The organism is Amycolatopsis sp. lyj-90, assembly GCF_046549035.1.
In the GTDB taxonomy this organism is placed as follows: Bacteria; Actinomycetota; Actinomycetes; order Mycobacteriales; family Pseudonocardiaceae; genus Amycolatopsis.
In genome coordinates, this window is sequence record NZ_JAJPWP010000010.1 from 326,906 (window position 1) to 353,371 (window position 26,466).

A 26,466-nucleotide genomic window follows, 5' to 3' on the forward strand; every position below is an offset into this window, starting at 1 on the left:
GATTAGCCCGCTAAACGCGACGCGGTGCCGCGGGTTCGCAACATCTTCGCCGTCGCCGGTCACTGACGGATGTGACCAGAACAGTGACCGGAACGGCGGGGGTGCCGGTGGACTCGTGCGGATCGCCTCCCGACAGGAGCGACACGGAGCTTTGGCGGGCGGCCGCGGGCGGTGACCACGGGGCGTTCACCGAGCTCTTCGAACGGCACGCCCAGTCGGTGTGGAACCACGCCTACCGGCTGACGGGGTCTTGGGCGTCGGCCGAAGACCTGACATCGGCGACCTTTCTCACCGCCTGGCGGCGCAAGGCGGACATCACGCTCGTCCGTGACAGCGCGCTGCCGTGGCTGTACGCCGTCGCGGGAAATCTCGCGCGCACCGAACACCGCAGCACCGGGCGGCGGCTCCGGCTCGTCCGGCGGCTGCCGGAACCCCGGTCGGTGTCCGACCACGCCGACACCGTCGTCGACCAGCTCGACGGTGAAGACCGTCTCCGGCAAGTGCTCGCCTTGGTCGCGAAACTGCCGAAGTCGCAGCGCCAGGCCGTCGAACTCTGCCTTCTCGGCGATCTCTCCCTTCCGGACGCCGCCGAACTGCTCGGTGTCGCCGAGGTGACCGTCCGCGCCCACATCTCGCGGGCCCGTGCGCAGCTGCGGACCGCCCTGGAGGAGAAATGACCGACGACCTCGGCCTGCCCGGCAGGCGTGAACTCCCTCCGGAGGTACTGGACAACCTGCGGATGTCCTTGCGGGAGGGGATGGGAAAACCCGCGCGGCGGCGATGGCCGATCGTCGCCGCGGCGGCCGCCGTCGTCCTGGTCCTCGCGGGCGCCCTGGTGACGACCGTGGTCATCCGGGACCCGGACGGCACGGGACCCGACGTCGCGAACCCTGACTTCTCCCTCGACCGGCCGAAGGCGGTGGAGGCCATGAACCGATGCTGGGCCGTCGTCCAGTCCGAGGGCAGGGCGGCCTCCTTCCCGGCGAGGGACGAGTGGGAGCCGCGCTTCACCGTCACTTCGCCGTCGGTCACCGTCGTCGCGGTGACGGTGGACGACAAGCCGTTCTTCTGCGAGACGACGCTCATGACGGCGACGGTGTCCGACCCGAATGCCGCTCCGGCCTACACAGAGGGCGCGCGGACCGCGGCGCTGCTGATGACTCCGGCCGGGACGGTCGCGGGCCTCGCCGATCCCGAGTGGCCGAAAGTGGAACTGACGGGCCAAAACGAAGCGTCGTTGTCCGCGAGGGACATCCCGATCTTCCGGCCGGGGAACCTGTTCGTACACATCGCGCCGATGAAGCCGTCGCGGACCACCTACGACGTCGGGCCGACGCCCGGGGAACAATCCCGTCCTCGCGAGTATCGCGCGCCCTTCCCCCTGCGACCCGCGCCGGAGCCGGCGGCGTCGAGGATCGACCGGCCGGTGTCCCCGGTGCCCGACCGGGCCACGCCGGCGGGTGCATTCTTCAACACCTGCACGAGGGGGGCGTCCGAGACGCTGCCGGACGAGGACGCCTATCGGGTCGGCGCGTACCTCGAGAATGATGATGTCGGAGTGGTCGTCGCCCGCCTGGGGGACCAGGTCATCACGTGCCAGGGCGGGCTCGGGTACCAGGAGGGGAAGGCCGAGTACTACCGGGTCTTCGCGGATCAACCGAGGTCTCCGGCGGTTCGTACGTTGCGGGGCGAATCGGTCGGCATGGCGAAGCGGGAGGGGGAGGCCGACCGGCCGCGGAACCCGTACGTGGGCGTCGTGCCCGAGGCCGCGGCCGAGGTGAAGTTCGACTTCGGACCCGGCGGGAAGGTCGACGCGACGGTCGCCGAGGGAACTTTCGCGGTGTGGCAGCCGGACGGTGTCAGCAGGGACTTCGAGAACGCGAAGGTGGGGATCACCGTCCTGGACGCGGCGGGAAACATCCTGCACCAGGGCACCCTTTGGCTCTGGCGGTGAGGCCGGATCGCGTTTAGCCCGCTAAACGCGACTCGCGGGGTGGGGGAGGGAGTGGGCTCGTCATCCGGTCGTGAGTGGTAAAGGTCGTTCTAACGCTCTTTGTCACTCACGACCCCCACGCAAAACCGCGTAAAACACTCGAATCGGGCATCTGGACCCATTCTGTGGTCCCTTGTGGACAGTCGCGCCCCGCCAGGCGACAACCAGCCCACTGGAAGCCTTCGAAACCTGACACGTGCGGATAGCCGACTTTGCCGAGACCCTGGCGTCTAGCGCAGCGAAGGGGCCTTCACGTACTTGAGCTGGGGTGATTGGCGACCGGAGCGCGTTTAGCCCGCTAAACGCGATCCGTCACCGGCGCAGCCAGCCGGTGGCGTTCGCTCGCAGCGCGACCTCGTAAGCCGGGCTCACGGTGTACGCCTCCGGCAGGTTCCCGTTCAGCTCCAGCGACACGAGGCCGTGCACGGTGCCCCAGCAGCTCACGACGATGACCTCGGGCGGCGCGCCGATGAAGACGCCGTCCGCGACGGCCTTGCGGATCGTCTCCTCCAGCGGCGCCATCGTGGCGCGAGCCTGCTCGGACGTCTCCTCCGCCGGCTCGAAACCCGGCACCGACTTCGTGAACATGATCGCGTAGAGGTGCGGGTCGGCCAGCGCGCTTTCCCGGTACGCGACGCCGAGCCGCACCAGGTCCTCGACCGGGTCGCCGCTCAGCGAGACCCCGGACATCCGCAGGCCGAAGCGGCGGAAGCCTTCGGAGAACAGGGCGCTCACCAAGTCCGTCTTCCCACCGAAGAGTGAATAGACCGCGGTGGTGGACGTGCCGACGTCGGAGGCCAGCCTGCGGAGGCTGAGGGCCTTCGGACCGTCGGCCGAGATGAGCTCACCGGCGCGGTCCAGCAGTTTCAGCCGGAGGTTCTCGTCGTGCGTCCTGGGGCGGGGCATGAGCAGAGCGTAACGCAACGCTGTTATCAATCGCGGGAATTCGGAGTTGACCTGGAGCGCACTCCAGGTCGTACTGTCGTTCACATGAGCTACTCGATAGCGGAAGCCGCGCGACGTAGCGGGTTGTCCATCGACACTCTCCGGTACTACGAGCGCATCAAACTCGTCGAGCCCCCGGCACGGGACGCCGCGGGGCGCCGCGCCTACACCGACGACGACCTCGGGTGGCTGGGGTTCCTGACCAAGCTGCGCCTGACCGGCATGCCCATCAAGCGCATGCGGGAGTACGCCTCCCTTCGTCACCACGGCGCGTCGAGCGCGGGACGGCGCAAGGCGATCCTCGTCGACCAGCGCACGTCGGTCGCCGACCGGATCGCCGAGTTGCAGGCCTGCCTCGACATCCTCGACTACAAGATCGACCACTACGACCAGGTGGAACGCAAGGTGCTCGGCATCGGCACCACCGTGGAGGGAATTTCAGCGTGATCAGCACCAGGAGGCTCGGCGGGCTGGAAGTCGGGGCGCAGGGGCTCGGCTGCATGGGGATGAGCCAGGCCTACGGCGTCCGGGACGACGACACGGAGTCGATCGCCACCGTCCACCGCGCGCTCGAACTCGGCGTGACGATGCTCGACACCGCGAACGTCTACGGCGCCGGAGCGAACGAAGAGCTGGTCGGCCGCGCGATCGCGGGCAAGCGGGACCAGGTCGTGCTGGCGACCAAGTTCGGCATCGTCTGGACCGAAGACGGCGGGATGGCCGCTCGGGGCGACGCGGCCTACGTCAAGCAGAGCTGCGAAGAGTCGCTGCGCCGGCTGAACGTCGATCACATCGACCTCTACTACCAGCACCGCGTCGATCCGAACACGCCGGTGGAAGAGACCTGGGGCGCGCTCGCGGAGCTGGTGGACGAGGGCAAGATCCGGTTCGCCGGGATCTCCGAAGCCAGTGCCGAGACGATCCGCCGCGCGCACGCCGTGCACCCGGTGACGGCGCTGCAGAGCGAATGGTCGCTGTGGACCCGCGGCATCGAAGGCGAGATCCTCGCGACCACTCGCGAGCTGGGGATCGGTGTCGTGCCGTTTTCGCCGCTCGGCCGCGGTTTCCTCACCGGCAGCGTGACCTCGATGAAGGACCTGCCGGCGGACGACATGCGCCGCGGGCTGCCCCGGTTCGCCGAGGGCAACTTCGAGCGCAACATGGCGATCGTGGAAGCCCTGCGCGCGTTGGCGGCGGAGAAGGGTGTCACCGCCGGACAGCTGGCGCTCGCGTGGGTGCAGTCGCGGGGCGACGACGTCGTGCCGATCCCGGGTACCAAGCGTCGCAAGTACCTCGAAGAGAACACCGCCGCGGCGGACCTGGAACTGTCCGAAGTGGACATCGAGGCCATCGAAAAGGCCGCGCCCGCCGAGGCGATCGCCGGTGAGCGTTACCCGGAGCGGCTCGCCCGCGCCGCCGGCAAGTAAACCGAAAGAATTGCGAGAGAAACCATGACGGGTTCCACCCTGCCCACCCGCAGGCTCGGCACGCTGGAAGTCGGCGCGCAAGGGCTCGGCTGCATGGGCATGAGCGAGTTCTACGGCCAGGGCGACGACACCGAATCGATCGCGACCGTCCATCGCGCCGTCGAGCTGGGCGTGACGCTGATCGACACGGCCGACATGTACGGCTTCGGCCGCAACGAGGAACTGGTCGGCCGCGCGCTGGCGGGCAAACGGGACCAGGTCGTGCTGGCCACCAAGTTCGGCATCGTGCGCGACGAGGCAGACCCCGGCAAGCGCGGGATCCGCGGCGATGAATTCTATGTGCGGCAACAGGTCGAGGCCTCGCTGCGCAGGCTGAACGTCGACCACATCGACCTCTACTACCAGCACCGCGTCGACCCGGACGTGCCGATCGAGGAGACCGCGGGCACGCTGTCCTCCCTGGTCGAGCAGGGGAAGATCCGCCACATCGGGTTGTCCGAGGCCGGTCCGGAGACGATCCGGCGGGCGCACGCCGTCCACCCGGTGACGGCGGTGCAGACGGAATGGTCGCTGTGGTCGCGCGACATCGAGGACGAGGTCGTCCCGGTCTGCCGTGAGCTCGGTATCGGGCTGGTGCCGTATTCCCCGCTGGGGCGCGGTTTCCTCACCGGCCGCTTCAAGTCCAAAGAGGACTTCGCGGACGGCGACTTCCGCCAGACGACCCAGCCGCGCTTCGCCGACGGCAACCTGGAACGGAACCTGGCGATGGTCGAAGCGCTTCGCGCGTTGGCCGGGCAGAAGGGGGTGACCGCGGGACAGCTGGCGCTGGCGTGGGTGCAGGCCCAAGGCGAGGACGTCGTGCCGATCCCGGGTACGAAGCGGCGCAAGTACCTCGAAGAGAACGTCGCGTCCGTCGGCTTGAAGCTGACCGCCGAGGACGTGGCCGCGATCGAGACCGCGGTTCCGGCCGACGCGGTCGCGGGGGAGCGATACCCCGAAGCGTCCATGAAGACCCTGTCGCGCTGACAACGAAAAGCCGGCGCCCCACTCGAGGGCGCCGGCTTTTCGTTGTCAGAGCAGTGAGTTGACGGTAGGAACCACGGCGTCGACGGCGACCGTCTGCTGCTCGCGCGTCTCGAGGCTGCGGACCGTCACGTTCCCGGCGTCCCAGTCCTCCTGGCCGACGATCACCACGGCCCGCGCCCCGGCCTTGTCGGCCCGGGTGAGCTCCTTGCCCAGCTTGCGGAGCTCGACGGGGGTGAGCGTGCGCAGACCGGCCTTCCGCAGCCGTCCCGCGACCTCGCGAGCGGCGTCGGTGAGCTCTTCGACCACCGGGATCACCACGACATCGGCCTCGCTGCGCGGCTTCGGCGTCAGTTCGTGGGTGTCGAGGAAGTCGATCAGCGTGACGTCGCCCATGCCGAAGCCGATCCCGGGGATCTGCTGCGACGTGAACAACGACGCCAGGTCGCTGTACCGGCCGCCGCCGAAGAGGGCGCGGCGGTTCTCCGGCGAGGTGTCGAAGACCTCGAACACGGTCGACGTGTAGTACGCGAGCCCGCGCACGATCATCGGGTCGAACGTGATCAGGTCCGCGGCGCCGCTGTTCAGCACCTTCACCAGGTTCGAGTTTTCCTTGACCTGCTCGGGCAGTTCGTCGAGCAGAGCCGCACCGGACGACAGGGTCTCGGTCAGCTTCTCGAACTGCTTGTCGGTCAGGCCGATCTCGGCCGCGGTGTCGCTCAGCTTCGTGCGGTCCGACTTCTCCCACCGGTCCACCAGGGTGAACACCTGCGGCAACTGCTCCGCGGTCACGCCGACGATGTCGGTGAGCGCCGAGGAGAGCAGGTTCCGGTCGTTGGCGCGCACCTGGAACATGTCCGGCGTCGCCCCGAGCGCGCTCATCATGTCGTGGACGAGCTCGAAGATCTCGATCTCGCAGTTCGCGCTGTCCGAACCGAAGATGTCCGCGTTGATCTGCCAGTGCTCGCGGACCCGGCCACGCTGCGGCCGCTCGTAGCGGTGGCAGTTCGGGTGGCTGTACCAGCGCACCGGGAACTGCAGCGACTTCGCGTTGCCCGCGATCATCCTGGCGACCGAAGGGGTCATCTCCGGGCGCAGCGCCAGCCGCTCGCCGCCCTTGGTGGTCAGCGTGTACAGCTGCTGGTCCGCGATCTCCTGGCCGGACTTGCGCTCGTAGATCTCGGCGGGTTCGAGGATCGGCCCGTCGTAGCGGAGGAACCCGCGCAGTTCGAGCACGTCGTAAAGATGGCCGAACACCTGCGTCCGGACGGACATCTCGGCGGGCAGGAAGTCGCGGGTCCCCTTGGCGGGGGCTGTCGGCAGGTATTCAGGCACGTCAGCAAGCTTAACGAGCGGTCGCCAGCGCTTTTGTCAGGGGAAGGCGACGCCGTACGCGGTGGTCAGCATCGCCGCCCCGAGCATGACGGCGCCGGCGCTGGTGACCCGTCCGCCGAGCTTGCCCTTGCCCGGTGCCAGGTGCAGGAAGAAGCCGCCGGACTGGGCGAGCACGCCGAACAGGAGCAGGGAGCACACGATCCACAACGCGACGTCCGGGAGTCCGGTCTGCCCGAGGATCTGCAGCGCGACGAGCGCCAAAACCAGCAGGACACCGGCGTGGGCGTGACCCGCGCGGAACATGTTCCGCTGGTGTTCGGTCAGTTTCCGGTCGCGCAGGACTCCCATCAGCGCGTACCCGCCGTACATCACCGTCGGCAGTGAGACGAGCGCGATGACCGTGAACAGTCTGAGCGGGCCTTCCATGTGCTCTTCCCTTCGTGGTGGGGAAGGCGAAGATAACACTGTTTTAAAACGCTGTCACCAAATTTGCCGTCCCACTTTCGGGAGTCAGACCCTGGCGCCACGCGAAAGGACCAGGCGGAGGTTCCGGAGGGCGGAAAGATCGGCGAGCGGGTCGCCGTCGACCACCAGGACGTCGGCGCTCAGGCCGGGGGCGAGCCGTCCGGTGACGTCGCCGAGGCCGAGTCCGGTGGCGCTGTCCTCGGTGGCGATCTCGAGGATCCGGCGACGGCCGAAGCCCAGCCATTCGTAGAGTTCGAGGGCGCCGACCGGATCGTCGAAGACGGAACCGGGCAACCCGGCGTCGGTTCCCGACAGGAGCGGCACGCCGAGTTCTTCCAGCCAGGAAAGCCTGCCGTAGACGGTCTTCGCGAGCTCCTCGCCCATGCGCTCGGCCATCATCCGCCAGTTGCGGCTGCTGGTCGAGCAGGCCGCGATGCCCTCGTCGGCCATCCGTTTGGCGACGCCGTCGCGCCGGTCCTGCCGCTGAGGGCCGGTCATCCAGGTGCAGTGCTCGATCGTGCGGACGCCCGCCTCGACCGACGCCTCGATCGCGTCGGCGCCGTGGGCGTGCGCCGCGACCGGCAGCCCGTGGCTCGCCGCGTGCTCGACGATCAGGTGGAGTTCCCGGACGCCGAACTGGGATTCCCACATGTCCGCGCCGCCCTCGGTGATCTGGCCTCCGCTGGCCATCACCTTGACGACGTCCGCCCCGGCGGCCGCGTTGGCGTCGACCATGGCCCGGATCGCGCCGTCGTCGGCGACCTCTCCGCCGAAGAAGTGGCAATGTCCATTAGGGACTGTCAGGGGCGCGCCCGCGGTCAGTAAACGCGGCGCGGCAACGCCTTCGGCTGCCAGTTCCGCCCGGACCCGCGCGCCCAGAGCGTCACGATCGCCGAGATCCCGCACCGTCGTGACGCCGCTGCGCAGCAGTTGTCCCAAACGCTCCTTGGCGCCGGCGCGGAGAGCGGCGTCGTCGCTCGCCAGGAAGTTCGGCAGCATCTCGCGGGTGGCGTCGAACGCCAGATGCACATGCGCGTTGAACAGGCCGGGCATCAGCGTGGCACCGGGGAAGTCGAGCCTCTCGGCGTCCGGCGACGCCTGTGCCTCGACCTCGGCGCGGGGGCCCGCCGCGACGATCCGGTCGCCCTCGACGAGCACGGCGCCGTCCTCGACGGGTGTGCTCGGGCGCGGCAGGATCCGTTCCGCGGTAAGGAGAAGCTGCAAGGTCATGCCTCATTCCGGGATACCGCGGCCGAGAGCGCGAGCAACGGCCGCACGTCGGATTCGATGTCGGCGCCGCCGCCGGGCAGCACGAGTTTCGCGCGTCCGTCGTTCTCTTCGCCCGCGGCCTGCCGGGCGATCGCCGTCTTCAGCGCCTCCGCCGCCGCCCGCGGATCGTCGACGGCGAGCGCGGTGAGATCGGTTTCCAGATAGGGGCTCAGCTGCACGAGCCCGTCCCGGATCTCGATCACGCGGCGGTAGTAGTGGCGGTGGACCGTGCGCGGGCGCCACCGCTCCCACGGTCCCTGCGGCGTGGTCCGGAGCACGATGTTCGGGTAGATCTCTGCCAACACGGTCCACAACGGCGTCAGCCGCTCGTGGTGGAGCCGGTGCTGGCGACGACGTCGCAGCGCGGCGAACCGCGCGCGTACGCCCGGATAGGTGATCCCCGCGAGGAAGAGCACGATCCCGAGAAGCACCAGAGGGACGGCGACGGTGAGCAGGAGCGGGATCGACGGCCCGAACGCCCAGGCGATCACGATGTAGAGCGCGCGGAAGACGCTGCCCACCGAAAGGCAGAGCAGTCCGGCGGCGCTGAGTTTCAAGCCCGTCCTCAGATGGCGGTCCGCGGTGCGGATGTACCGCAGGATCCACCAGGCGCAGGCGGACAGGCCGTAGATCAGGTAGAGCCCGGCTCCCAGGTAGAACAGCGCCACCCCGGGCTCGTGCACGAGTTTCGGGCTCAGCGCGAGCCCGCGTGCCTGCGGCGGGGTGACGGCCATGGCGACCAGCATCAGCGCGATCGCGCCGGTCAGCGGGATCAGCTCGAAGAGGACCCGGCGCGGTCTGCGCGGGCCCAGCGCGGAGCCGAGGAAGACGATCAGCAGCGCGCAGACCCCGATGGCGAGCAGGACGTTGTTGACGAGGCGGCCGGTGCCTTTGCCCGTCAGCCCGTCGAGCCAGCCGGAGATGAGCTTCTGCTGGGCGAGGAAGGACCCGGCGACGCAGACGATCGTGATGGTGATCGCCCAGTTCGGCAGGACCCTCGGTGCCCGGTACGTCTGGTAGATCCGCCAGGCGAGCGCCGTCGCGAACAGCACCATCGCCACGACGTTGAGAGGGGAGAACAGCGAGTTCACATCCACCCTTGATGGTCGCCCAGCGCGCCTTGGACACGGCGGACGTCATCGTCGTCGGCGCGACGGGGAATCGTGTAGTTCAAGACCGACGCCCATTCGAGGATGATGGTCGCCACGGTCTCGGCTTCCCATTCGTGCGCCTCATCGTAGGAGGTGCGGCGTAAAGCGCGGTGGACGGCGTCGCCGTCGAGCCCGGGCGCGGGGCCGCGCAGGAAGTCGGCGGGTTCGGCGTCCCCGCCGGGATGGTGATCGGCGAGCATGTGCCCGAGTTCGTGCAGGATGATGTGATCCTGATGGGACTTCGTGGTCTCCTGCTGGAAGAAGATGTAATCCGCCGACCCGGTGGCGATCCAGCAGCCGAACGGGCCGGGGACCTCCAGCGGATACGGCATCAGCCGGATGGGCCTGCCGCGCTGCTCGCCCAGCCGCTCGCAGAGCACGCCGACGTCGAGCGGTGGTTCGATGTCGAGCTTGTTCAGCATCTTGCGGCAGCGTTTGCGGAGCTCGCGTTCCTTCATCGGCTTTCGCCCGGCTGATCGCGCTCGGCCCGTTCGTACCGTTCGACGAGTTCGAGCAGATCCATGACCTGGCGGCGGCCCTGCGGGGAGAGCTCCTGCGCGCGCATGGCCATGAGCTTCGCCTCACCGACGGGCTGCGCTTCCTGCTCTTCGAAGAAGTAGGTGATCGGGACCCCGAAAAGCCGCGCCAGTGCCTCGACGTAGTGGATCTTCGGATTGATCCGCTTGCCCGTCGCGAGCTGCTGGAGGTACGCGGGCGACATGGCGGGCCCGCCGGCGCGATCGATCGCCGCGGACAGCTCGCGATAGCTGTGCGGGGCGCCTTCGTCCGCGCGCACGGAGTCGATCAGCGCGCTCAGTTTTTGGGCGAAGGTCTGGTGCGGCGACATGACCCCCCGTTCGTTCGTCGTCCCGTTGCGTAGTGGGAGTGTAACGCGATTCGGCCTGTCCGCAGCTGTTGACAGCATATGTATGCAGTGGTTTACAGTTGTGAGCGGTTTCGTGCCGCGTACTGGCCTCTCGCTCCGGATTCCGTGCCCTGGGGGTGTACGGACGCCGGAGTGAGAGGCGTTTTCCCAGGCGGGTGCACAAGATCGTGCTCGATGTAGTACGCTTGGGCAGCCAAGGTTGATCGCCATCACGGCGAACCCTTGGCCTAGGCCTGTTGCCGGAGGTCGACCCCCAGGGCTTCCGGTGACAGGCCCCTTTACTTTTCATCCCTCACTTTTAAAAGACTGAACGCGGCAGAGCGTCAGGCCATGAGCGTGGCCGCGAGGGTGCCGCCCAGTTCGAAACAGGCGGCCAGATCCTTTTTGCCCGGTTCCCCGGTGACGAGGACCGGCGAAGCCGCGCGTTCCCAGCCGAGCCCGGTGGTGATGCTCTCGATTCCGCGCACGGTGCCGGCGGTGTCGTTGTTGCCGTGCACGAAGAACCCGAACGGACGTCCTCGCGTGGCGTCCAGGCACGGGTAGTAGACGGTGTCGAAGAAATGCTTCAGCGCGCCGGACATGTAGCCGAGATTCGCCGGGGTGCCGAGCAGGTAGCCGTCCGCGCCGAGGACGTCGGGCACGGTCGCGCCCAGTGCCGGCCGCCGTACGACGTCGACGCCCTCGATGTCCGGATGGTTCGCGCCGGAGAGGACGGCTTCGAACATCGCCTGCGTCGAGGGCGACGGCGTGTGGTGGACGATCAGCAACTGGGCCACGGTCGTCAGGCCAGACGGGACTCGATGTCGGCGCGGAGCGCGGCCAGCCGGGCGTCCGCGGCGGTGCGCGCCTCGGCGAGGTCACCGGTCACCGCCTGCTTCACCTGCAGGTACGCCTTCAGCTTCGGCTCGGTTCCGGAAGGCCTGACGACCACGCGCACGCCATCACCGGTCAGGCGGAGGACGTCGGCGTCGGGCAGGAGGTCCTCCATCGTGACGCCGGTGCCGCCCAGCGACGCCGGGGGATCGGCGCGCAGGCCCGTCATCAGCTTCTCGCGCACCGAAAGATCGGTGACCCGCAACGAAACCTGGTCCGTCACGTGCACTCCGTGCTTCGCGGACAGTTCGTCGAGGACGTCCAGCGGCCCGCGGCCCGCCGCGCGCAGGGAAGCGGTCAGGCCCGCGGCGAGCACGGCGGCGGAGATGCCGTCCTTGTCGCGGACGAAGCTGGGGTTCACGCAGAGGCCGAGCGCCTCTTCGTAGGCGAACACGAGACCGTCACCCGCACGGACCAGCCATTTGAACCCGGTCAACGTCTCCGCGTAGCGCGCGCCGAACTCCTTCGCGACTTCGCCCAGCATCGACGAAGACACGATCGTCGTGGCCACGAGCGGATCCGCGTCGACTGAGTCCACAGTGGACAGAACGTGCCAGCCGAGGAGGACGCCCGTTTCGTCGCCCCGCAGCATCCGCCACGAACCGTCCCGTTCGCGGACACCCAGCGCGCACCGGTCGGCGTCGGGGTCGAGCGCGATCGCCAGGTCGGCGTCCACCTCGGACGCCAGTGCCAGCAGGAGATCCGTCGCGCCCGGTTCCTCCGGGTTCGGGAAGGCGACCGTCGGGAAGTCGGGATCCGGCGTGGCCTGCTCGGCCACCACGTGGAGATCGGTGAAACCGGCGCGGGTGAACGCGGCGCGCAGGGTCTCCGCGCCGACGCCGTGCAACGCCGTCGCGGCGACCTTGACCCCGCGTTCCGGGCCGCGCGGGAGAAGCGCGACCTTGGCGAGGTAGGCGTCCAGGAGTTCGCCGCCCAGCACCTCGGCGCCCGCCTCGCGCGGCACGCTGATCGCAGGCGGAGCGGCTTCGATGGCCTGCTCGATCTGGCCGTCCGACGGCGGGACGATCTGGCCGCCTGTCGCGTCGTAGAGCTTGTAGCCGTTGTCGGCGGGGGGATTGTGCGACGCGGTGATCTGGATGCCCGCGACCGCGCCGAGTTCCAGGACGGCGAACGCGAGCACCGGGGTGGGCAGCGGACCGGGCAGCACCTTCACCGCGAAACCCGCGGCCGCCAGCACCTCGGCGGCGGCCTTGGCGAAGGCCTCCGAACCGTGCCGCGCGTCGCGGCCGACCACCACGACTCCGCCGGAATGTCCTTGCGCGGTCAGCCAGGCCGCGACACCGGCCGTCGTGCGGGTCACCACCGCGACGTTCATGCCCTGCGGGCCGGCGCGCACGGGGCCGCGCAGCCCGGCGGTGCCGAACTCGAGCGGGCCGGACATCCGGTCCGCGAGTTCGCCGGCCGCACCGGCTTCGCCGCCCATCGCGCGGGCGAGGATGTTCTGCAGCTCGACACGGGAATCGTCGTCCGGATCGTCGGCGATCCAGCGGAACGCCCGATCCCGCAGTTCCGGGGTCAAGGAAGTCGTCACCGAGTCAGCCTACGGGTACGTTGGAAAGGGTGCGATTGATCTTCACTTCTTTGGTGAGTCATGGTCATCTCTATCCCCTGCTACCGCTCGCCGTCGCCGCTCGTGACGCCGGGCACGAAGTCGTGTTCGCCACCGGTGACGACATGCTGACGGTGGTCGAAAAGGCAGGTCTGGCCGTGGAAAGCGCCGGATTCGGGATGCGGGAGGCGTACGAGTCGGTCGTCGGGCCCGACGCTCCCAAACCCCACGCCTCCGATGCCCCGCCCGAATCGTTCCATCCGATCATCGGGGAAGTGTTCGGAAATGTGATGCCCCGGCGGTTCGCCGCCGATCTCACGCCGTTGTTGGAGCGGCACCGGCCCGATCTCGTGGTCTACGAAAGCGGCAACGCCGGGGGCGCCATCGCCGCTCGTCTCGCCGGCATCCCCGCGATCGGACACGGTTTCGGCCGGTTCTCGCCGGATGACATCATGGACGTCATTTTCGGCCGCCTCGCGGAATTCGCCGCGGAGGTCGGTTTCGAAGGCGTGCACCTGCCGTCCTTCGGCGATCCCGTCATCGACATCTGCCCGGAATCGGTGCAATCACCCGATTTCCTGGCCGGGGCGAACAGGATCCCGCTGCGTCCCGTCGGCTGGGCCGAGCCGGGAGACCTCCCGGCGGGCGTGGCGGGCCGGGACAAGAGCCGCCCGCTGATCTACCTCACCCTCGGCACCGCGTTCGGGGACGAAGTCGTGTTCAAGCGGGCCATCACAGGCCTGGCGCGGATCGAGGCGGACGTCATCGTCGCGGCGGGTCCGGCGGTGGATCCGGTGCTGCTGGGCGAAGTCCCCGGCAACGTCCGGGTCGAGGCATGGGTGCCGCAGGTCGATCTGCTGCCGCACGTCGACCTCGTGGTCCACCACGGTGGCAGCGGGACGACGCTCGGTGCCTTCGGCGCGGGGCTTCCGCAGCTGGTGCTTCCGCAGGGGGCGGATCAGTTCACGAACGCCCAAGCCGTCGTCGCGGCCGGGGTGGGCACGCAGCTGATCGGTGCCGAAATCGTCGAGGACGTCATCCACGAGCAGGCACGGAAACTGCTCACCGACGAGGCTGTTCTCGGGGCCGCGCGGGCACTCGCCGCCGAGGTCGCCGCGATGCCGTCACCGGAGGAGGTCGCCCAGCGGCTTCCCGAATTCGCGGGCTGACGTTCTCCAGATGTCAGGAAAGGGGCTTTCAGGACGTTTCCTGTCCTGAAAGCCCCTTTCCTGACACTTCTCAGGCGCGGGCGACGAGTTCCTTCAGCAGCGTCCCCATCCGCGTGGCCGACTGACGGCCCGCTTCGAGGACCTCTTCGTGGTTCAGCGGTTCCCCGGTCATCCCGGCCGCCAGGTTGGTCACCAGCGAAAGCCCGAACACCTCGACTCCGGCGGCGCGGGCGGCGATGGCCTCCAGCACCGTCGACATGCCGACGAGGTCGGCGCCGAGCGTCCGCAGCATGTGGATCTCGGCAGGGGTCTCGAAATGCGGCCCGGTGAGCCCCGCGTAGACGCCCTCTTCCAGTGAAGAATCAATCGTTCGCGCGATGTCGCGCAGTCGCTTCGAGTAGAGATCCGTCAGGTCGACGAAGTTCGCGCCGACGATCGGCGAACGCGCGGTCAGGTTCAGGTGGTCGGAGATCAGCACCGGCTGCCCGACGCGGAACCCCTCGCGCAGGCCACCGGCCGCGTTGGTCAGCAGGACGGTCCGGGCGCCCGCGGCGGCGGCGGTGCGCACGTTGTGCACGACCGGGTCGATGCCCTTGCCCTCGTAGAAATGCGTGCGGCCCAGCATGATCAGCGCGCGCTTCTCGCCGACGCGGACCGACCGGACGGTTCCCCCGTGCCCGACCGCGCCCGGCGCGACGAATCCGGGCAGTTCGCCCAGCGGGATCTCCGCCTCGGGCTCCCCGATGACGTCCGCCGCCGGGCGCCAGCCCGAACCGAGCACGACGGCGATGTCGTGCTTCTCGACGCCGGTGCGTTCGGCGATGGCGGCGGCCGCCGCGACCTCGTTCTCACTCATGCCGACGAGCGTATCCGGACGGTTCGCACGAGCAGGAACGCCACCAGCCCGAACGGGGACAGGAAGATCGTGAGCGCCAGGATCGGGCCCGTCACCAGTGGGTGGATGCGGTGCTCGCGGGATTCGAAGTACATCCACCGCGCGATGAACAGGTCGAAGGCGATCAGATGGGCCCAGATCGTGGCCGCCCCGTACGGCGAACCGGTGAACGCGCTGAGGACGTCCAGATCCGGTTTGCTCACCGCCGTCCAGAGCTCGCCGAGATGCGCGATGGCGAGCGCGAAGTACGGGAGCAGCGGCACGAGCGGCACCCAGGGCGAGGCCATGATCCGGCGGGTCCACGACCAGCCCGGCAGGAAGATCATCAGCAGCCAGAACGGCGTCGCCAGCGGGAAGGTCCAAGTGAACAGGGTCTCGACGCTCATCGGACGGAGCCCTCCAGCTCCCGGTCCCTCGACGGCCGCCCGATCGCGATTAGCCCGCTAAAGGCGACGCCGGCGACGAGCAGGGCGAAAGCGGCCAGGGTGAGGCCGTCCGGGGCGACGATCGACTGGCCGCGGAGAGCCTGCCAGGTGAGGAGTGCGAGAAGGCCCGCGTAGCCGGCGCCGGCGATCACGACCAGGCGCAGCCGGACGGCGTCGTCGCGAAGCCGCGGGTAACGCGCGGCCAGGACACCGAGGGCGAGCGCGAGCAGCGGAAGCACTTGAAGGCCGTGCAGTCCGAGGAAGTGCGGGATCCGCAGGTCGCCGCCGACCGTGCTCCAGCCGAGGATCGGCAGGCCGGGGCCGCCGTCGGGGAGGCCGACGGTATGCGCGCCGATCATCGCGGACTGGCCGGTCGCGTCGAGAGCGGCCGACTGGTCCGGGGTGGGGCCGCTCATCAGCGTCGCCAGCGAGATCCCGATCATGCCGAGGACGGCGCCGATCCTGGCCGCCCACGTCGTCGCGCGGTCGGGGAGCCGGGTGAACATGACGCCGATCGTCAGGACGAGGTTGACCACCCACAGCATGGCGATCATCCCGCCCATGACCTGGAAGATCGTGTTGTCCAGCGGGGTTTCGTTGTTGAAGTGGCTCGCCCGGACGCGGGCGGCCTGGAACACCAGCAGCACGTACTCGGCCGCGAAGATCACGACGAGCGCGTTCGCCAGCCAGTTCGCGGTCCGCCGGAACTTCGGCAGCAGGGAGACGAGCCAGCTCCAGGTGAAGAAGTACAGCGCGCCGGAGACGGCGAATTTGAACGGTTTGGCCCAGAGCGGCGCGCCGCCCAGCGTCCGCTGGTCGATCAGCATGGCCAGCACGCACAGCACGGTGACCACGGCCAAGGCCTGGGCCAGCCGGTACGAACCCCGGTGCCAGGTGCGGGTTCTCTCACGGAGATCGGTCAAGATGGTCATGGGTCCCTCCCGGGATGGATAGTCAAGCTCTCCGTTATGGGAAGCTAAGCTATCCATCCTGAGAAATCTTCAGGGATGACCCTGGAACCGTCCCCGAGATCGGAGTGACAACGCGTGCGGATGGCGGAGCTGAGCGAAAAAGCCGGGGTCCCGGTCGCCACGATCAAGTACTACCTGCGGGAGGGGCTGGTCCCGCCGGGCGAGCGGACGAGCCCCAATCAGGCCAAGTACGACGACGGGCACGTTCAGCGGATCAAGCTGATCAGGGCGCTGATGGACGTCGGCGGCCTTTCGCTCGCGACGGTCGGCGAGGTGCTGGCAGCGGTCGACGAAGGGAAGGCCAGTCCCCATCGCATCCTCGGTTTGGCCCAGGAAGGCATCACGAGCTCCCGCCAGGTCGTCGACGGCGAAAGCCGGGAATGGGCGCTCACCACGGTCCGGGACCTCGCCGAGCGCCGGAACTGGCCGTGCAAGGACTACGACGACCTGATCATCCAGGCCCTCGTCGGCGTCCTGTGCGCGATCCGGGACGTCGGGCACGGCTGGTACCTCGAGAAACTCGACGACTACGCCGAGATCGCCGACCGGACCGCCGACCTGGACCTCGAAGGCATCGCCGGGGTCGAGTCACTGGAGCGGATCATCGAGATCGCCGTCGTGGAGACCGTTCTCGGCGACAGGCTGCTTTCGGTCTTGCGGAGGCTGGCGCAGCAGCGTGCGTCGAAGGAGCACTTCGCGCGGCTAGCCGTCGACGACGAGTGACCGTGCGATGGGCTCGAAGACCGCGGTCTTCGCGGTCGTCTCCTGCTCGATCGGCGAGGTCACCGAGAGGATCCACAGGTCCGCGCCCCCGCTGAACAGGTCCATGAACGTCGTGCGCCTGATCGTCTCGTTCGTGGCGTCCTTGGTCTCGGCGGAGCGCTCGGTCGTCCGGTAGGTGTACCGCATGCTGTTGTCGCCCCGGCCGGGCACGACGTCGGGCTCGCCGATGGGGTCGATGTCCGGATGCTGGCTCTTCAGCCAGCTGAAATAGGCGGGCGGCGGGCTGTCGGACAGGAAACCGCTCAGCCGCTCGACCCGGACGACCTGGCGGCCGTCGGGCGAGACGTACTGGACCACCGTGCTCGGCACACCCCTGGTGACGTGCGGCGCGACGAACTTCTGCCAGCCTTCCGGGACGCCGATGCTGAACCGGCCGCCCTTGATGCCGTTCACCGTGCTGGCGTCACCCTGCTGAGTGATCAGTTTCGGCGGCGGCTGAGTGACGATCGTGTCGCCCTGCGGCATGCCCTCCGGCGGCCGCAGATCCTGCCCTCCGGCGGTCCTGGCCAGCACGAACCCGCCTCCCGCGGCCAGCAGGAAGATGACGATCGACGCCAGCGCCAGCAGCACGTTGCCCGCCGGGGACCGCCCCGGCGGGCGGGGCGGCAGCGGGACGACCGTCGGCATCGGCGCGAGTTCGGCCGGAGGTTGCGGAGCCGCGGCCGGCTGGTTCAGGAACGGCAGCGGGCCGGGGTCGGCGGCGAGTTCGGAACTCGTGCCCTCACTGGGCTTGTCGGGAACGACCGGCTTGATCACCTGGGTGTCGGTCGCGTCCAGGTGCGCGGTGGTCTTCTTGCCGTCGGGCGTGTGGAACAGCTCGGCGGGGAAGAGGTCGATCAGCGTCTTGGCCTGCAGCGGGTACAGGCGGCGCCGCACCTCGCGCAGGGCGATCCGCTTCGACGGCTCCTTCTTCATGAGCGCGCCGATGACGTCGGACAGCGGACCGGGGCCGGGCTTCGGCACCTTCCCGTTGACGACCTTGCCGACCGTTTCGAGCGGGTCGCCGTCGGCGTCGTAGGGCGGTGAGCCCTCGATGGCCGCGAACAGCGTCGCGCCGAGACCCCACAGGTCGGCGGCGGGGACCACCGCGCCGCCGGAGGCGACTTCGGGGGCGATGTAGGCGGGGGAGCCCAGCATCATCCCGGTGCGGGTCATGGTGGCTTCGGAGACGTTGCGCGCGATGCCGAAGTCGGTGAGCTTGATGCGGCCGTCGCCCGCGACCAGCACGTTCCCCGGTTTGACGTCACGGTGGGTGATCCCGGCGGCGTGCGCGGCTTCGAGCGCGGACGCCACCGCGATGCCGACCGCCGCGGCCTGCTCGACCGTCAGTGGCCCGTGGTCGCGCAGGATGTGCGCGAGGCTGCGCGACGGCAGCAGCTCCATGACCACGAAAGGCTCGTCGTTCTCGCGCGCGACGTCGTGCAGGATGATCACGTTCGGGTGACTCAGGACGGCGATCGCGCGGGCTTCGCGCAGGGTCCGCTCGCGCAGTTCGTCGGCCTGCGAGGCCGGGACGCCGGGCGGGAGGCGGACCTCTTTGACCGCGACCGGACGGTGCAGGAACTCGTCGTAGGCCGACCAGACGGTGCCCATCGACCCCGATCCGATGACCGAGCGCAACCGATATCGCCCGGCGACGACACGCTTCTCGTCGGCGGGGCTCTCGCTGGACTCGGGGGTGTCGGACGGCACGGCCCCAATTGTGTCGTATGCCCCCGTGGCGGGCCTATGCACCGTGCCCTGGCGGAGTGAACGGACCTCTCGTGAGTGGTGGGTCGGGCACCCTGGTCACGCGGAAGGATCGTGAGTGGCAAGGGGCGTTAGAACGACTTTTACCGCTCACGACCTCCCCGCGAACCACTCAAATCGGGCAATGATGCGCCGGAAGTGTCCTCTGTGGACATTCGCGGAGCGTGTCAGGCCACGGGTGACGAGCCCGCTCCGTCACCCCTGTGACCAGCGGATAGTCGACTTTGCCGGAACCCTGGCGTCTAGCGCAGTGAAGGCCCCCTTCACGTACTTCGGCAAGGTGTGAAGGTGCCGCTCGGGCCGGGTGAGGGGACCTTTGAGGGACCCAGGGTCCCTCAAGGAGTCCTTCACGGACTACGTGGTCCGAAAGGCCACCCCCTCGGCGCGACTAGCGTCACAGGTAGGTCCTGTTAAGGGCCGTTAGCATCGTGGGTTATGACGGAAGTGGCCGAGACGGAGTCAGTGCCGACACCCGACGAGCCGGACGCTCCGGACGAGTTGAAGCTGGCCGCCGAGTTCCCGGAAGTGAGCCGTGAGCAGTGGCGCGAGCTCGTCGCCGGTGTGCTGCGCAAGAGCGGCGCGATCGACGACGGGTTCGAGGGCCTGCCCGAAAGCAAGCTCGTCACCCGAACGTACGACGGCCTCGAGATCCAGCCGCTCTACACCGCCGATGACACGGTCGAGGGAACCGGTTTCCCCGGTCTTCCGCCGTTCGTGAGAAGCGCCCGGCCCGAGGGTTCCGTGACGACCGGCTGGGACATCCGCGGCCGGTACGCGCGCCGCGACGCCAAGGTCACCAACACCGCGATCCTCGCCGACCTCGAAGGCGGCGTCAGCTCGATCTGGCTGCGCGCGGGCGGCACCGGGGTTCCCGTCGCCGACCTGGCAGACGCGCTGAACGAGGTCTACGTCGACCTCGCGCCCGTCACCCTCGAAGCGGGCGAAGAGTACGAAGCCGCCGCGAACGAGCTGTTCACGCTTTTCGCCGAACGCGAGATCCCGGCGAGCGCGGTCACCGCGACGCTCGGCGCCGACCCGATCGGCCTGACCGCGCGCACCGGTTCGGCGCATCCGCTCGCCCCCGCCGCGGAACTGGCGGCGCGCGTCGCCGTCAGTCACCCGAAGGTGCGGACGATCGTCGCCGACGGCCTGCCGTTCCACGAGGCGGGTGGTTCGGACGCGCAGGAACTCGGCGCGACCATCGCGGCGGGGGTCGCGTACCTGCGGGCGCTGACCGAAGCGGGGCTGGACGTCGACACCGCGGCAGGTCAGCTCGAGTTCCGGCTCGCCGCCACGGCCGACCAGTTCCTCACGATCGCCAAGTTCCGTGCCGCACGGCGCCTGTGGGCCCGCGTCACCGAGGTCTCGGGCGGCAAGGGATCGGGGATGCGGCAGCACGCGGTCACCTCGCCCGCGATGTTCACCCAGCGTGACCCGTGGGTGAACATGCTGCGGACCACGCTCGCCTGTTTCGGTGCCGGGGTCGGCGGCGCGGACGCGATCACCGTGCTCCCGTTCGACGCCGCGATCGGCCAGCCGGACGCGTTCTCCGCGCGGATCGCGCGCAACACGCACGCCGTCCTGCTGGAAGAGTCCAAACTCGCCGGGGTCATCGATCCCGCGGGCGGCTCCTGGTACGTCGAGAAGCTCACCGAAGACCTGGCCCAGGCCGCGTGGCGCGAGTTCACCGCGATCGAAGCGGCGGGCGGGATCGAGGCCGAGCTGGCGTCCGGCGCGCTCGCCGGACGGCTCGCCGATACCTGGGAAAAGCGGTCGAAGCGGCTCGCGACCCGTCGCGACCCGATCACCGGCGTCAGCGAATTCCCCAATCTGACGGAGAAAGCGGTCGTTCGCGATCCCGTCGAGGACCTGCCGGAGGGCGGTCTGCCCCGGCATCGGTATGCCGAGGCGTTCGAGGCCCTACGGGACCGGGCGGACGCGCACCCCAGCCGTCCCCGCGTCTTCCTCGCCACGCTCGGCCCGGTCGCGGCGCACACCGGACGGGCGAGTTTCGCGGCGAACCTCTTCCAGGCGGGCGGGATCGAGGCCGTGAACCCTGGCGCCCCCGAAGACGTCGTCGCGGAGTTCCGGGCCAGCGGAACGAAGGTCGCTTGTCTCTGCGGAAGCAACACGTCCTACGCGGAAGAAGCGGACAGCGTCGCGAAGGCGCTGAAGGAAGCAGGCGCCACGTCAGTGCTTCTCGCCGGAAAACCCGGCGACCACGCGGACGTCTCGGGCTACCTCTTCACGGGCTGTGACGCCCTCGAAGTCCTGACCGGCACGTTGACCGAGCTCGGAGTGCAGTGATGACCATCCCGAACTTCGCAGGCGTCGACCTCGGCGCCCCGGACCCGGTCGACCGTCCTCAATGGACCGAGGTGCTGCACGCCGCGACCGGCAAAGGGCCCGACGCGCTCGCCTGGGAGACGCCGGAGGGCATCGGCGTCAAGCCGGTCTACACCGCCGACGATCTGTCCGGAGTGGACTTCCTCGGCACGTATCCCGGTGTCGCGCCGTACCTTCGCGGCCCGTATCCGACGATGTACGTCAACCAGCCGTGGACCATCCGCCAGTACGCGGGCTTCTCCACCGCCGAGGAGTCGAACGCCTTTTACCGCCGCAACCTCGCCGCCGGGCAGAAGGGCCTTTCGGTCGCCTTCGACCTCGCGACGCACCGCGGTTACGACTCCGACCACCCGCGCGTCGCCGGTGACGTCGGCATGGCGGGCGTCGCGATCGACTCGATCTACGACATGCGCCAGCTCTTCGACGGCATCCCGCTCGACAAGATGAGCGTTTCGATGACGATGAACGGCGCGGTCCTGCCGGTGCTCGCTCTCTACGTCGTCGCGGCCGAGGAACAGGGTGTCACGCCGGACAAGCTGGCCGGGACCATCCAGAACGACATCCTCAAGGAGTTCATGGTCCGCAACACCTACATCTACCCGCCGCAGCCGTCGATGCGGATCATTTCGGACATCTTCTCGTTCACCTCGCAGAACATGCCGAAGTACAACTCGATCTCCATCTCCGGCTATCACATGCAGGAAGCCGGGGCGACCGCCGACCTGGAGCTGGCGTACACGCTCGCGGACGGCGTCGAGTACATCCGCGCGGGTACCGAGGCCGGGCTGGACGTCGACAAGTTCGCACCGCGCCTGTCCTTCTTCTGGGCGATCGGGATGAACTTCTTCATGGAGGTCGCGAAGCTGCGCGCGGCGCGTCTGCTGTGGGCGAAGCTGGTGAAGGGCTTCGAGCCCAAGAGCTCCAAATCGTTGAGCTTGCGGACGCACTCGCAGACCTCGGGCTGGTCGCTGACCGCGCAGGACGTCTACAACAACGTCGTCCGCACCTGCGTCGAGGCGATGGCGGCGACCCAGGGCCACACCCAATCGCTGCACACCAACGCCCTCGACGAGGCCCTCGCGCTGCCGACGGACTTCTCCGCCCGCATCGCGCGGAACACGCAGCTGTTGCTGCAGCAGGAATCCGGCACCACGCGCGTCATCGACCCGTGGGGCGGCAGCGCGTTCGTCGAGAAGCTGACCTACGACCTCGCGCGCAAGGCGTGGGGGCACATCACCGAGGTCGAGCAGGCGGGCGGGATGGCGAAGGCGATCGACGCCGGCATCCCGAAGCTGCGCATCGAAGAGGCCGCCGCGCGGACGCAGGCACGGATCGACTCCGGCCGCCAGCCGGTGATCGGCGTCAACAAGTACCAGGTCACCGACGACGAGCAGATCGACGTGCTCAAGGTCGACAACGCCGGTGTGCGCACGCAGCAGCTGGAGAAACTGCGGCGGCTGCGCGAAGAGCGGGACGAGGACGCGACGCAGGACGCGCTGCGGCGGCTCACGGCGGGCGCGCAGTCCGACGGCAACCTGCTCGCGCTGGCCATCGACGCCGCCAGGGCGAAGGCCACGGTCGGCGAGATCTCCGACTCGCTGGAGAAGATCTGGGGGCGCCACTCCGGCCAGATTCGTACCATCTCCGGTGTGTACCGCGAGGAGGTCGGCAAGGCCGAGAACGTCGAGCAGGCGCGCGAGCTGGTCGAGAAGTTCGCCGAGGAGGAAGGCCGTCGTCCCCGGATCCTGGTCGCGAAGATGGGCCAGGACGGCCACGACCGCGGCCAGAAGGTGATCGCGACGGGCTTCGCCGACATCGGTTTCGACGTCGACGTCGGCCCGCTGTTCTCCACTCCCGGCGAGGTCGCGCGGCAGGCCATCGAGGCGGACGTGCACGTCATCGGCGTTTCGTCGCTGGCCGCCGGGCACCTCTCGCTGGTCCCCGCGCTGCGCGCCGAACTCGCCGACCAGGGCCGCGAGGACATCATCGTCGTGGTCGGCGGCGTCATCCCGCCGCAGGACTACGAGGAGCTGCGGGCGGCGGGCGCGGCGGCGATCTTCGGTCCCGGCACGGTCATCGCCGACGCGGCGATCGATCTGATCGGGCAGCTGACGGCCGTGGAGTCCTGAACCTTGCCGCGCAAGATCGACGTCGGCGAGCTGGCCAAGGGCGTCCTCGCGGGCGACCGCGGGGTGCTGTCGCGCGCGATCACGCTCGTCGAGTCCCACCGGGAAGACCATCGGGCGCAGGCGCAGGAACTGCTCGTCGAGCTGCTTCCGCACGCGGGTGGCGCGCAACGGGTCGGCATCACCGGCGTCCCCGGGGTCGGCAAGTCGACCTTCATCGACCAGCTCGGCACGGATCTGACCGAGGCCGGGCACAAGGTCGCCGTGCTGGCCGTCGACCCGTCGTCGACCAAGACCGGCGGCTCGATCCTGGGCGACAAGACCCGGATGGCCCGGCTCGCGGTGGACCCGAAGGCGTTCATCCGCCCTTCGCCGACTTCGGGGACTCTCGGCGGTGTCGCGCGGGCGACCCGCGAAACGATCGTGCTGATGGAAGCGGCCGGATACGACATCGTGCTGGTGGAGACGGTCGGGGTCGGGCAATCCGAGGTGACCGTGGCCAACATGGTCGACTGCTTCCTGTTCCTGACCCTGGCCCGCACCGGCGACCAGTTGCAGGGGATCAAGAAGGGCGTCCTCGAACTGGCCGACGTCATCGCGGTCAACAAGGCCGACGGCGACCACGAACGCGACGCGAAACGCGCGGCCCGCGAACTCTCCGGCGCGTTGCGGATGATCTACGGGCGTGACGCCGAGTGGACCCCGCCGGTGCTGACGTGCAGCGCGCTCACCGACGTCGGGCTGGACGAGGTGTGGGCCGAGATCGGCCGTCACCGTGACGTTTTGACCGCGTCCGGGGAACTGGACGGACGGCGACGGCGACAGCAGGTGGAGTGGACCTGGTCGATGGTCCGCGAACAGCTTCTCGGGCGGCTCGCCGCGCATCCCGAGGTGCGAGCGGTCGTTCCGGACGTCGAACGGGCGGTCCGGGACGGTGAGCTGACCCCGACGCTGGCCGCCCAACGGATCTTGGCGGCGTTCTCCGGTCCTCCGCGTGGCGGCTGACGCCGGAACCCGGCACAGTGCAGAATCGAAAACGCGCGTCGCCGATGAAAGGGAGTCATGGCTACAAGGTCTCGTTTCGGGCAGCTGGCCGGGCTTCTGATCGCCGGGCTGGTCGTCTGCGCGCCGGTCGCGCAGGCCGGTGAGATCCAGGCGCCCGCGCCGGTGATCATGCAGGCAGCGGCGGTGCAGGACGTGCTGTCGCAGGCACCTCCGGGGCCGGTGCTCGACCCCGCCGAGACCGACAAGGCCAACAGCCAGGAGACCAAGAACAAGGTCATCGCGGGCATCGCCGCGGCGATCCTGCTGGGCCTGGTGATCCTCGGCCGTCGCTCCCGTTCCAAGAAGAAGAAGTCCTGAACCGCTACCGGTAAGTAGAGAAACTCTCCGCTTAGCCCGGGCCGAACTCCTCCAAGCCGTTCAACGCAGATCCACTACCGGCCGTCTAGGGCTCGATCACTCGACGAGCGGCTTGTCATCTGCATGGTGCACGATCTATCGCAAATGCGTATCACAGATCGAACGGCACCCAGCGTGTCTTCAGTGACCACTCGTACGGTGGTAGACGAAGGCAACTGTGTTGCGGGAGGAGGTGCGGCGTGACGGTGCTCGATTCACGTCCGGACATTCCAGGCGACCCCGAGGGTCGCGTCATTGCCCCTAAAGAGGCGCCCACCGCGCTGATCTCCGAGGCCGGCGTCAGCATGGCACCTGTGCATGATCTGGGTGCCGGACGCGGCCCTTTTTGGCTCGATGACTGGCTCCGCGCGAACGCCACCGACGTCCTCGCGTGGCGCCGGCACATCCACGCGCACCCGGAGCTCTCCCGCCACGAGTTCGCCACGACCGAAATGGTCATGTCCCTGCTCCGCTCGGTCGGGCTCAAGCCCTGGGTACTGCCGGTCGGCACGGGTGTCGTCTGCGACATCGGCAGCGGCGACCGTTGTGTCGCGCTGCGCGCCGACATGGACGCCCTGCCGCTGACCGAGGCCACCGGGCTCCCGTACGCCTCCAAGACCGACGGCGCCGCGCACATGTGCGGCCACGACGCGCACACCGCGATCCTGCTGGGCGCGGCGCGGGCACTGGCGGGCGCTCCGGAGCTCCCCGGGCGGGTACGGCTGATCTTCCAGCCCGCCGAGGAGGTCATGCCCGGCGGCGCGCTGGACATGATCGCGGCGGGCGCGATGGAAGGCGTCGAGCGGATCTACGGGCTGCACTGCGACCCACGGCTCGAGGTCGGCAAGGTCGGCCTGCGCGAAGGCGCGCTCACGTCCGCCGCCGACCTCATCGAGCTGCGGCTCACCTCGCCCGGCGGGCACACCTCGCGGCCGCATCTGACCGCGGACCTGGTGCACGCGCTCGGCACGGTGATCACGTCGCTGCCCGCCGTCCTCTCGCGGCGCGTCGACCCGCGGTCCGGGACCGTCCTGGTCTGGGGCGCGGTGCACGCCGGGCAGGCGGCCAACGCGGTCCCGCAGGACGGGGTGCTGCGCGGCACGCTCCGCACCGCCGACCACGAGGTCTGGACGATGCTGGAACCGCTCGTCGCGTCTTCGGTCGAGTCGCTGCTCGCGCCGACCGGCGTCGGGTTCTCGCTCGACTACCGCCGCGGGGTCCCGCCGGTCGTCTCCGACCCGGAATCGACCGCGCTGATGCGGGCCGGTGTCGAAGCCGCACTGGGCGAGTCCGCCGTGGCCGGTACCGAGCAGTCGTCCGGCGGCGAGGACTTCGGGTGGTACCTGGAGCACGTCCAGGGTGCCTTCGCGCGGCTCGGCGTGTGGCCGGGTGAAGGCCCGATGGCCGACATCCACCGCCCGACCTTCACCCTCGACGAGCGGTCGCTGCTGTGCGGCGTCCGCACCCTGGTCCACACCGCTCTGGCCACCCTGGCCTGACCGAGTTATCCACAGATCGCAGAGTTGTCCACAGGCCCCCGGAAAAGCTTTCCGGGGGCTTGTGCTGCGCACTGATTTCGGGGTGGTAGCAGGCGAAAGTCTGATTTTTCACCAGGTCGGGTGAAAGCTGTGGACGGCCGTAGAGGCCGAAGTATCCACAGGGTG

The 26,466-nt window shown here is 69.1% G+C and carries 25 protein-coding genes; 12 read left to right on the top strand and 13 right to left on the bottom strand.

The window, feature by feature from the left end; genetic code table 11:
* Window positions 1-83 precede the first annotated feature (83 nt).
* Together ACLJPX_RS34650 and ACLJPX_RS34655 are read left to right on the top strand one after the other, a co-directional pair.
* On the top strand, window positions 84-677 hold the full coding sequence (locus ACLJPX_RS34650) for an RNA polymerase sigma factor (protein ID WP_410604619.1): 594 nt from the start codon (window positions 84-86) through the stop codon (window positions 675-677).
* Window positions 674-1,954: a hypothetical protein gene (locus ACLJPX_RS34655; RefSeq protein WP_410604566.1), complete on the top strand. Its 1,281-nt coding sequence runs from the start codon at window positions 674-676 to the stop codon at window positions 1,952-1,954. The genes ACLJPX_RS34650 and ACLJPX_RS34655 overlap by 4 nt, the downstream gene beginning before the upstream one ends.
* 351 nt (window positions 1,955-2,305) lie before the next feature.
* On the opposite strand, the gene ACLJPX_RS34660 is transcribed toward ACLJPX_RS34655, so the two are convergent.
* Complete coding sequence (locus ACLJPX_RS34660) at window positions 2,306-2,899, bottom strand: TetR/AcrR family transcriptional regulator (RefSeq protein ID WP_410604567.1); 594 nt, start codon at window positions 2,897-2,899, stop codon at window positions 2,306-2,308.
* Window positions 2,900-2,983: 84 nt separating this feature from the next.
* Here ACLJPX_RS34660 and ACLJPX_RS34665 point away from each other — a divergent pair, with 84 nt between their 5' ends.
* From ACLJPX_RS34665 to ACLJPX_RS34675, 3 genes are read left to right on the top strand one after another with little or no spacing between them, the layout of a single operon-like run.
* The gene (locus ACLJPX_RS34665) at window positions 2,984-3,385 is read left to right on the top strand and encodes a MerR family transcriptional regulator (RefSeq protein WP_410604568.1); all 402 of its coding nucleotides are present in this window, start codon (window positions 2,984-2,986) and stop codon (window positions 3,383-3,385) included.
* On the top strand, window positions 3,382-4,365 hold the full coding sequence (locus ACLJPX_RS34670; protein WP_410604569.1) for an aldo/keto reductase: 984 nt from the start codon (window positions 3,382-3,384) through the stop codon (window positions 4,363-4,365). The genes ACLJPX_RS34665 and ACLJPX_RS34670 overlap by 4 nt, the downstream gene beginning before the upstream one ends.
* Window positions 4,366-4,389: 24 nt before the next feature.
* Complete coding sequence (locus tag ACLJPX_RS34675) at window positions 4,390-5,391, top strand: aldo/keto reductase (protein ID WP_410604570.1); 1,002 nt, start codon at window positions 4,390-4,392, stop codon at window positions 5,389-5,391.
* Window positions 5,392-5,436: 45 nt separating this feature from the next.
* On the opposite strand, the gene hisS is transcribed toward ACLJPX_RS34675, so the two are convergent.
* The 8 genes from hisS to ACLJPX_RS34715 all read right to left on the bottom strand — a co-directional run bounded on the left by hisS (window position 5,437) and on the right by ACLJPX_RS34715 (window position 12,919).
* A complete protein-coding gene (gene hisS / locus ACLJPX_RS34680; protein ID WP_101612338.1) occupies window positions 5,437-6,723 on the bottom strand; it encodes a histidine--tRNA ligase in 1,287 nt (428 codons plus the stop codon).
* Window positions 6,724-6,759: 36 nt separating this feature from the next.
* Window positions 6,760-7,149 carry a hypothetical protein gene (locus ACLJPX_RS34685; RefSeq protein ID WP_410604571.1) on the bottom strand — a complete coding sequence of 130 codons (390 nt, stop codon included), beginning with the start codon at window positions 7,147-7,149 and terminating at the stop codon, window positions 6,760-6,762.
* 84 nt (window positions 7,150-7,233) lie between these two features.
* Window positions 7,234-8,418 (bottom strand): amidohydrolase family protein, encoded by a 1,185-nt coding sequence (locus ACLJPX_RS34690; protein ID WP_410604572.1) that lies wholly within the window; start codon window positions 8,416-8,418, stop codon window positions 7,234-7,236.
* A complete protein-coding gene (locus ACLJPX_RS34695) occupies window positions 8,415-9,548 on the bottom strand; it encodes an MAB_1171c family putative transporter (protein WP_101612341.1) in 1,134 nt (377 codons plus the stop codon). The genes ACLJPX_RS34690 and ACLJPX_RS34695 overlap by 4 nt, the downstream gene beginning before the upstream one ends.
* Window positions 9,545-10,066 (bottom strand): hypothetical protein, encoded by a 522-nt coding sequence (locus ACLJPX_RS34700; RefSeq protein ID WP_101612342.1) that lies wholly within the window; start codon window positions 10,064-10,066, stop codon window positions 9,545-9,547. The genes ACLJPX_RS34695 and ACLJPX_RS34700 overlap by 4 nt, the downstream gene beginning before the upstream one ends.
* Entirely contained in the window at window positions 10,063-10,455 is a 393-nt protein-coding gene (locus tag ACLJPX_RS34705) for a helix-turn-helix domain-containing protein (protein ID WP_101612343.1), read from the bottom strand. Before ACLJPX_RS34705 ends, ACLJPX_RS34700 begins: the two co-directional genes overlap by 4 nt.
* Window positions 10,456-10,817: 362 nt before the next feature.
* Window positions 10,818-11,270 carry a flavodoxin family protein gene (locus ACLJPX_RS34710; RefSeq protein ID WP_101612344.1) on the bottom strand — a complete coding sequence of 151 codons (453 nt, stop codon included), beginning with the start codon at window positions 11,268-11,270 and terminating at the stop codon, window positions 10,818-10,820.
* Window positions 11,271-11,275: 5 nt separating this feature from the next.
* On the bottom strand, window positions 11,276-12,919 hold the full coding sequence (locus tag ACLJPX_RS34715) for a phospho-sugar mutase (RefSeq protein ID WP_410604573.1): 1,644 nt from the start codon (window positions 12,917-12,919) through the stop codon (window positions 11,276-11,278).
* A gap of 29 nt (window positions 12,920-12,948) precedes the next feature.
* Between ACLJPX_RS34715 and ACLJPX_RS34720 the strand changes: the two genes are divergently transcribed.
* Entirely contained in the window at window positions 12,949-14,106 is a 1,158-nt protein-coding gene (locus tag ACLJPX_RS34720; protein ID WP_410604574.1) for a glycosyltransferase, read from the top strand.
* Window positions 14,107-14,176: 70 nt separating this feature from the next.
* Here ACLJPX_RS34720 and ACLJPX_RS34725 read toward each other — a convergent pair whose 3' ends face one another.
* The 3 genes from ACLJPX_RS34725 to ACLJPX_RS34735 are packed head-to-tail and all read right to left on the bottom strand — an operon-like array spanning window position 14,177 to window position 16,358.
* Entirely contained in the window at window positions 14,177-14,962 is a 786-nt protein-coding gene (locus tag ACLJPX_RS34725) for a purine-nucleoside phosphorylase (RefSeq protein ID WP_410604575.1), read from the bottom strand.
* On the bottom strand, window positions 14,959-15,387 hold the full coding sequence (locus tag ACLJPX_RS34730; protein WP_410604576.1) for an ABA4-like family protein: 429 nt from the start codon (window positions 15,385-15,387) through the stop codon (window positions 14,959-14,961). Before ACLJPX_RS34730 ends, ACLJPX_RS34725 begins: the two co-directional genes overlap by 4 nt.
* Window positions 15,384-16,358, bottom strand: a complete 975-nt coding sequence (locus tag ACLJPX_RS34735) for a hypothetical protein (RefSeq protein WP_410604577.1) — start codon at window positions 16,356-16,358, stop codon at window positions 15,384-15,386. The genes ACLJPX_RS34730 and ACLJPX_RS34735 overlap by 4 nt, the downstream gene beginning before the upstream one ends.
* A gap of 120 nt (window positions 16,359-16,478) precedes the next feature.
* On the opposite strand from ACLJPX_RS34735, the gene ACLJPX_RS34740 reads away from it, so the two are divergent.
* On the top strand, window positions 16,479-17,120 hold the full coding sequence (locus tag ACLJPX_RS34740) for a MerR family transcriptional regulator (RefSeq protein ID WP_410604578.1): 642 nt from the start codon (window positions 16,479-16,481) through the stop codon (window positions 17,118-17,120).
* Here the strand turns inward: ACLJPX_RS34740 and ACLJPX_RS34745 are convergent.
* Window positions 17,100-18,872 (bottom strand): serine/threonine-protein kinase, encoded by a 1,773-nt coding sequence (locus ACLJPX_RS34745; protein ID WP_410604579.1) that lies wholly within the window; start codon window positions 18,870-18,872, stop codon window positions 17,100-17,102. The two genes, ACLJPX_RS34740 and ACLJPX_RS34745, sit on opposite strands and share 21 nt — an antisense overlap.
* Window positions 18,873-19,364: 492 nt before the next feature.
* Here ACLJPX_RS34745 and ACLJPX_RS34750 point away from each other — a divergent pair, with 492 nt between their 5' ends.
* The 5 genes from ACLJPX_RS34750 to ACLJPX_RS34770 all read left to right on the top strand — a co-directional run bounded on the left by ACLJPX_RS34750 (window position 19,365) and on the right by ACLJPX_RS34770 (window position 26,301).
* The gene (locus ACLJPX_RS34750; protein ID WP_410604580.1) at window positions 19,365-21,236 is read left to right on the top strand and encodes a methylmalonyl-CoA mutase family protein; all 1,872 of its coding nucleotides are present in this window, start codon (window positions 19,365-19,367) and stop codon (window positions 21,234-21,236) included.
* Complete coding sequence (scpA, locus tag ACLJPX_RS34755; RefSeq protein WP_410604581.1) at window positions 21,236-23,404, top strand: methylmalonyl-CoA mutase; 2,169 nt, start codon at window positions 21,236-21,238, stop codon at window positions 23,402-23,404. The genes ACLJPX_RS34750 and scpA overlap by 1 nt, the downstream gene beginning before the upstream one ends.
* A gap of 3 nt (window positions 23,405-23,407) precedes the next feature.
* Window positions 23,408-24,406, top strand: a complete 999-nt coding sequence (gene meaB, locus ACLJPX_RS34760) for a methylmalonyl Co-A mutase-associated GTPase MeaB (protein ID WP_410604582.1) — start codon at window positions 23,408-23,410, stop codon at window positions 24,404-24,406.
* A gap of 57 nt (window positions 24,407-24,463) precedes the next feature.
* Window positions 24,464-24,763 (top strand): hypothetical protein, encoded by a 300-nt coding sequence (locus ACLJPX_RS34765; protein ID WP_101612355.1) that lies wholly within the window; start codon window positions 24,464-24,466, stop codon window positions 24,761-24,763.
* Between the two features lie 239 nt (window positions 24,764-25,002).
* Complete coding sequence (locus tag ACLJPX_RS34770) at window positions 25,003-26,301, top strand: amidohydrolase (protein WP_101612356.1); 1,299 nt, start codon at window positions 25,003-25,005, stop codon at window positions 26,299-26,301.
* The last annotated feature ends 165 nt before the right edge of the window (window positions 26,302-26,466 follow it).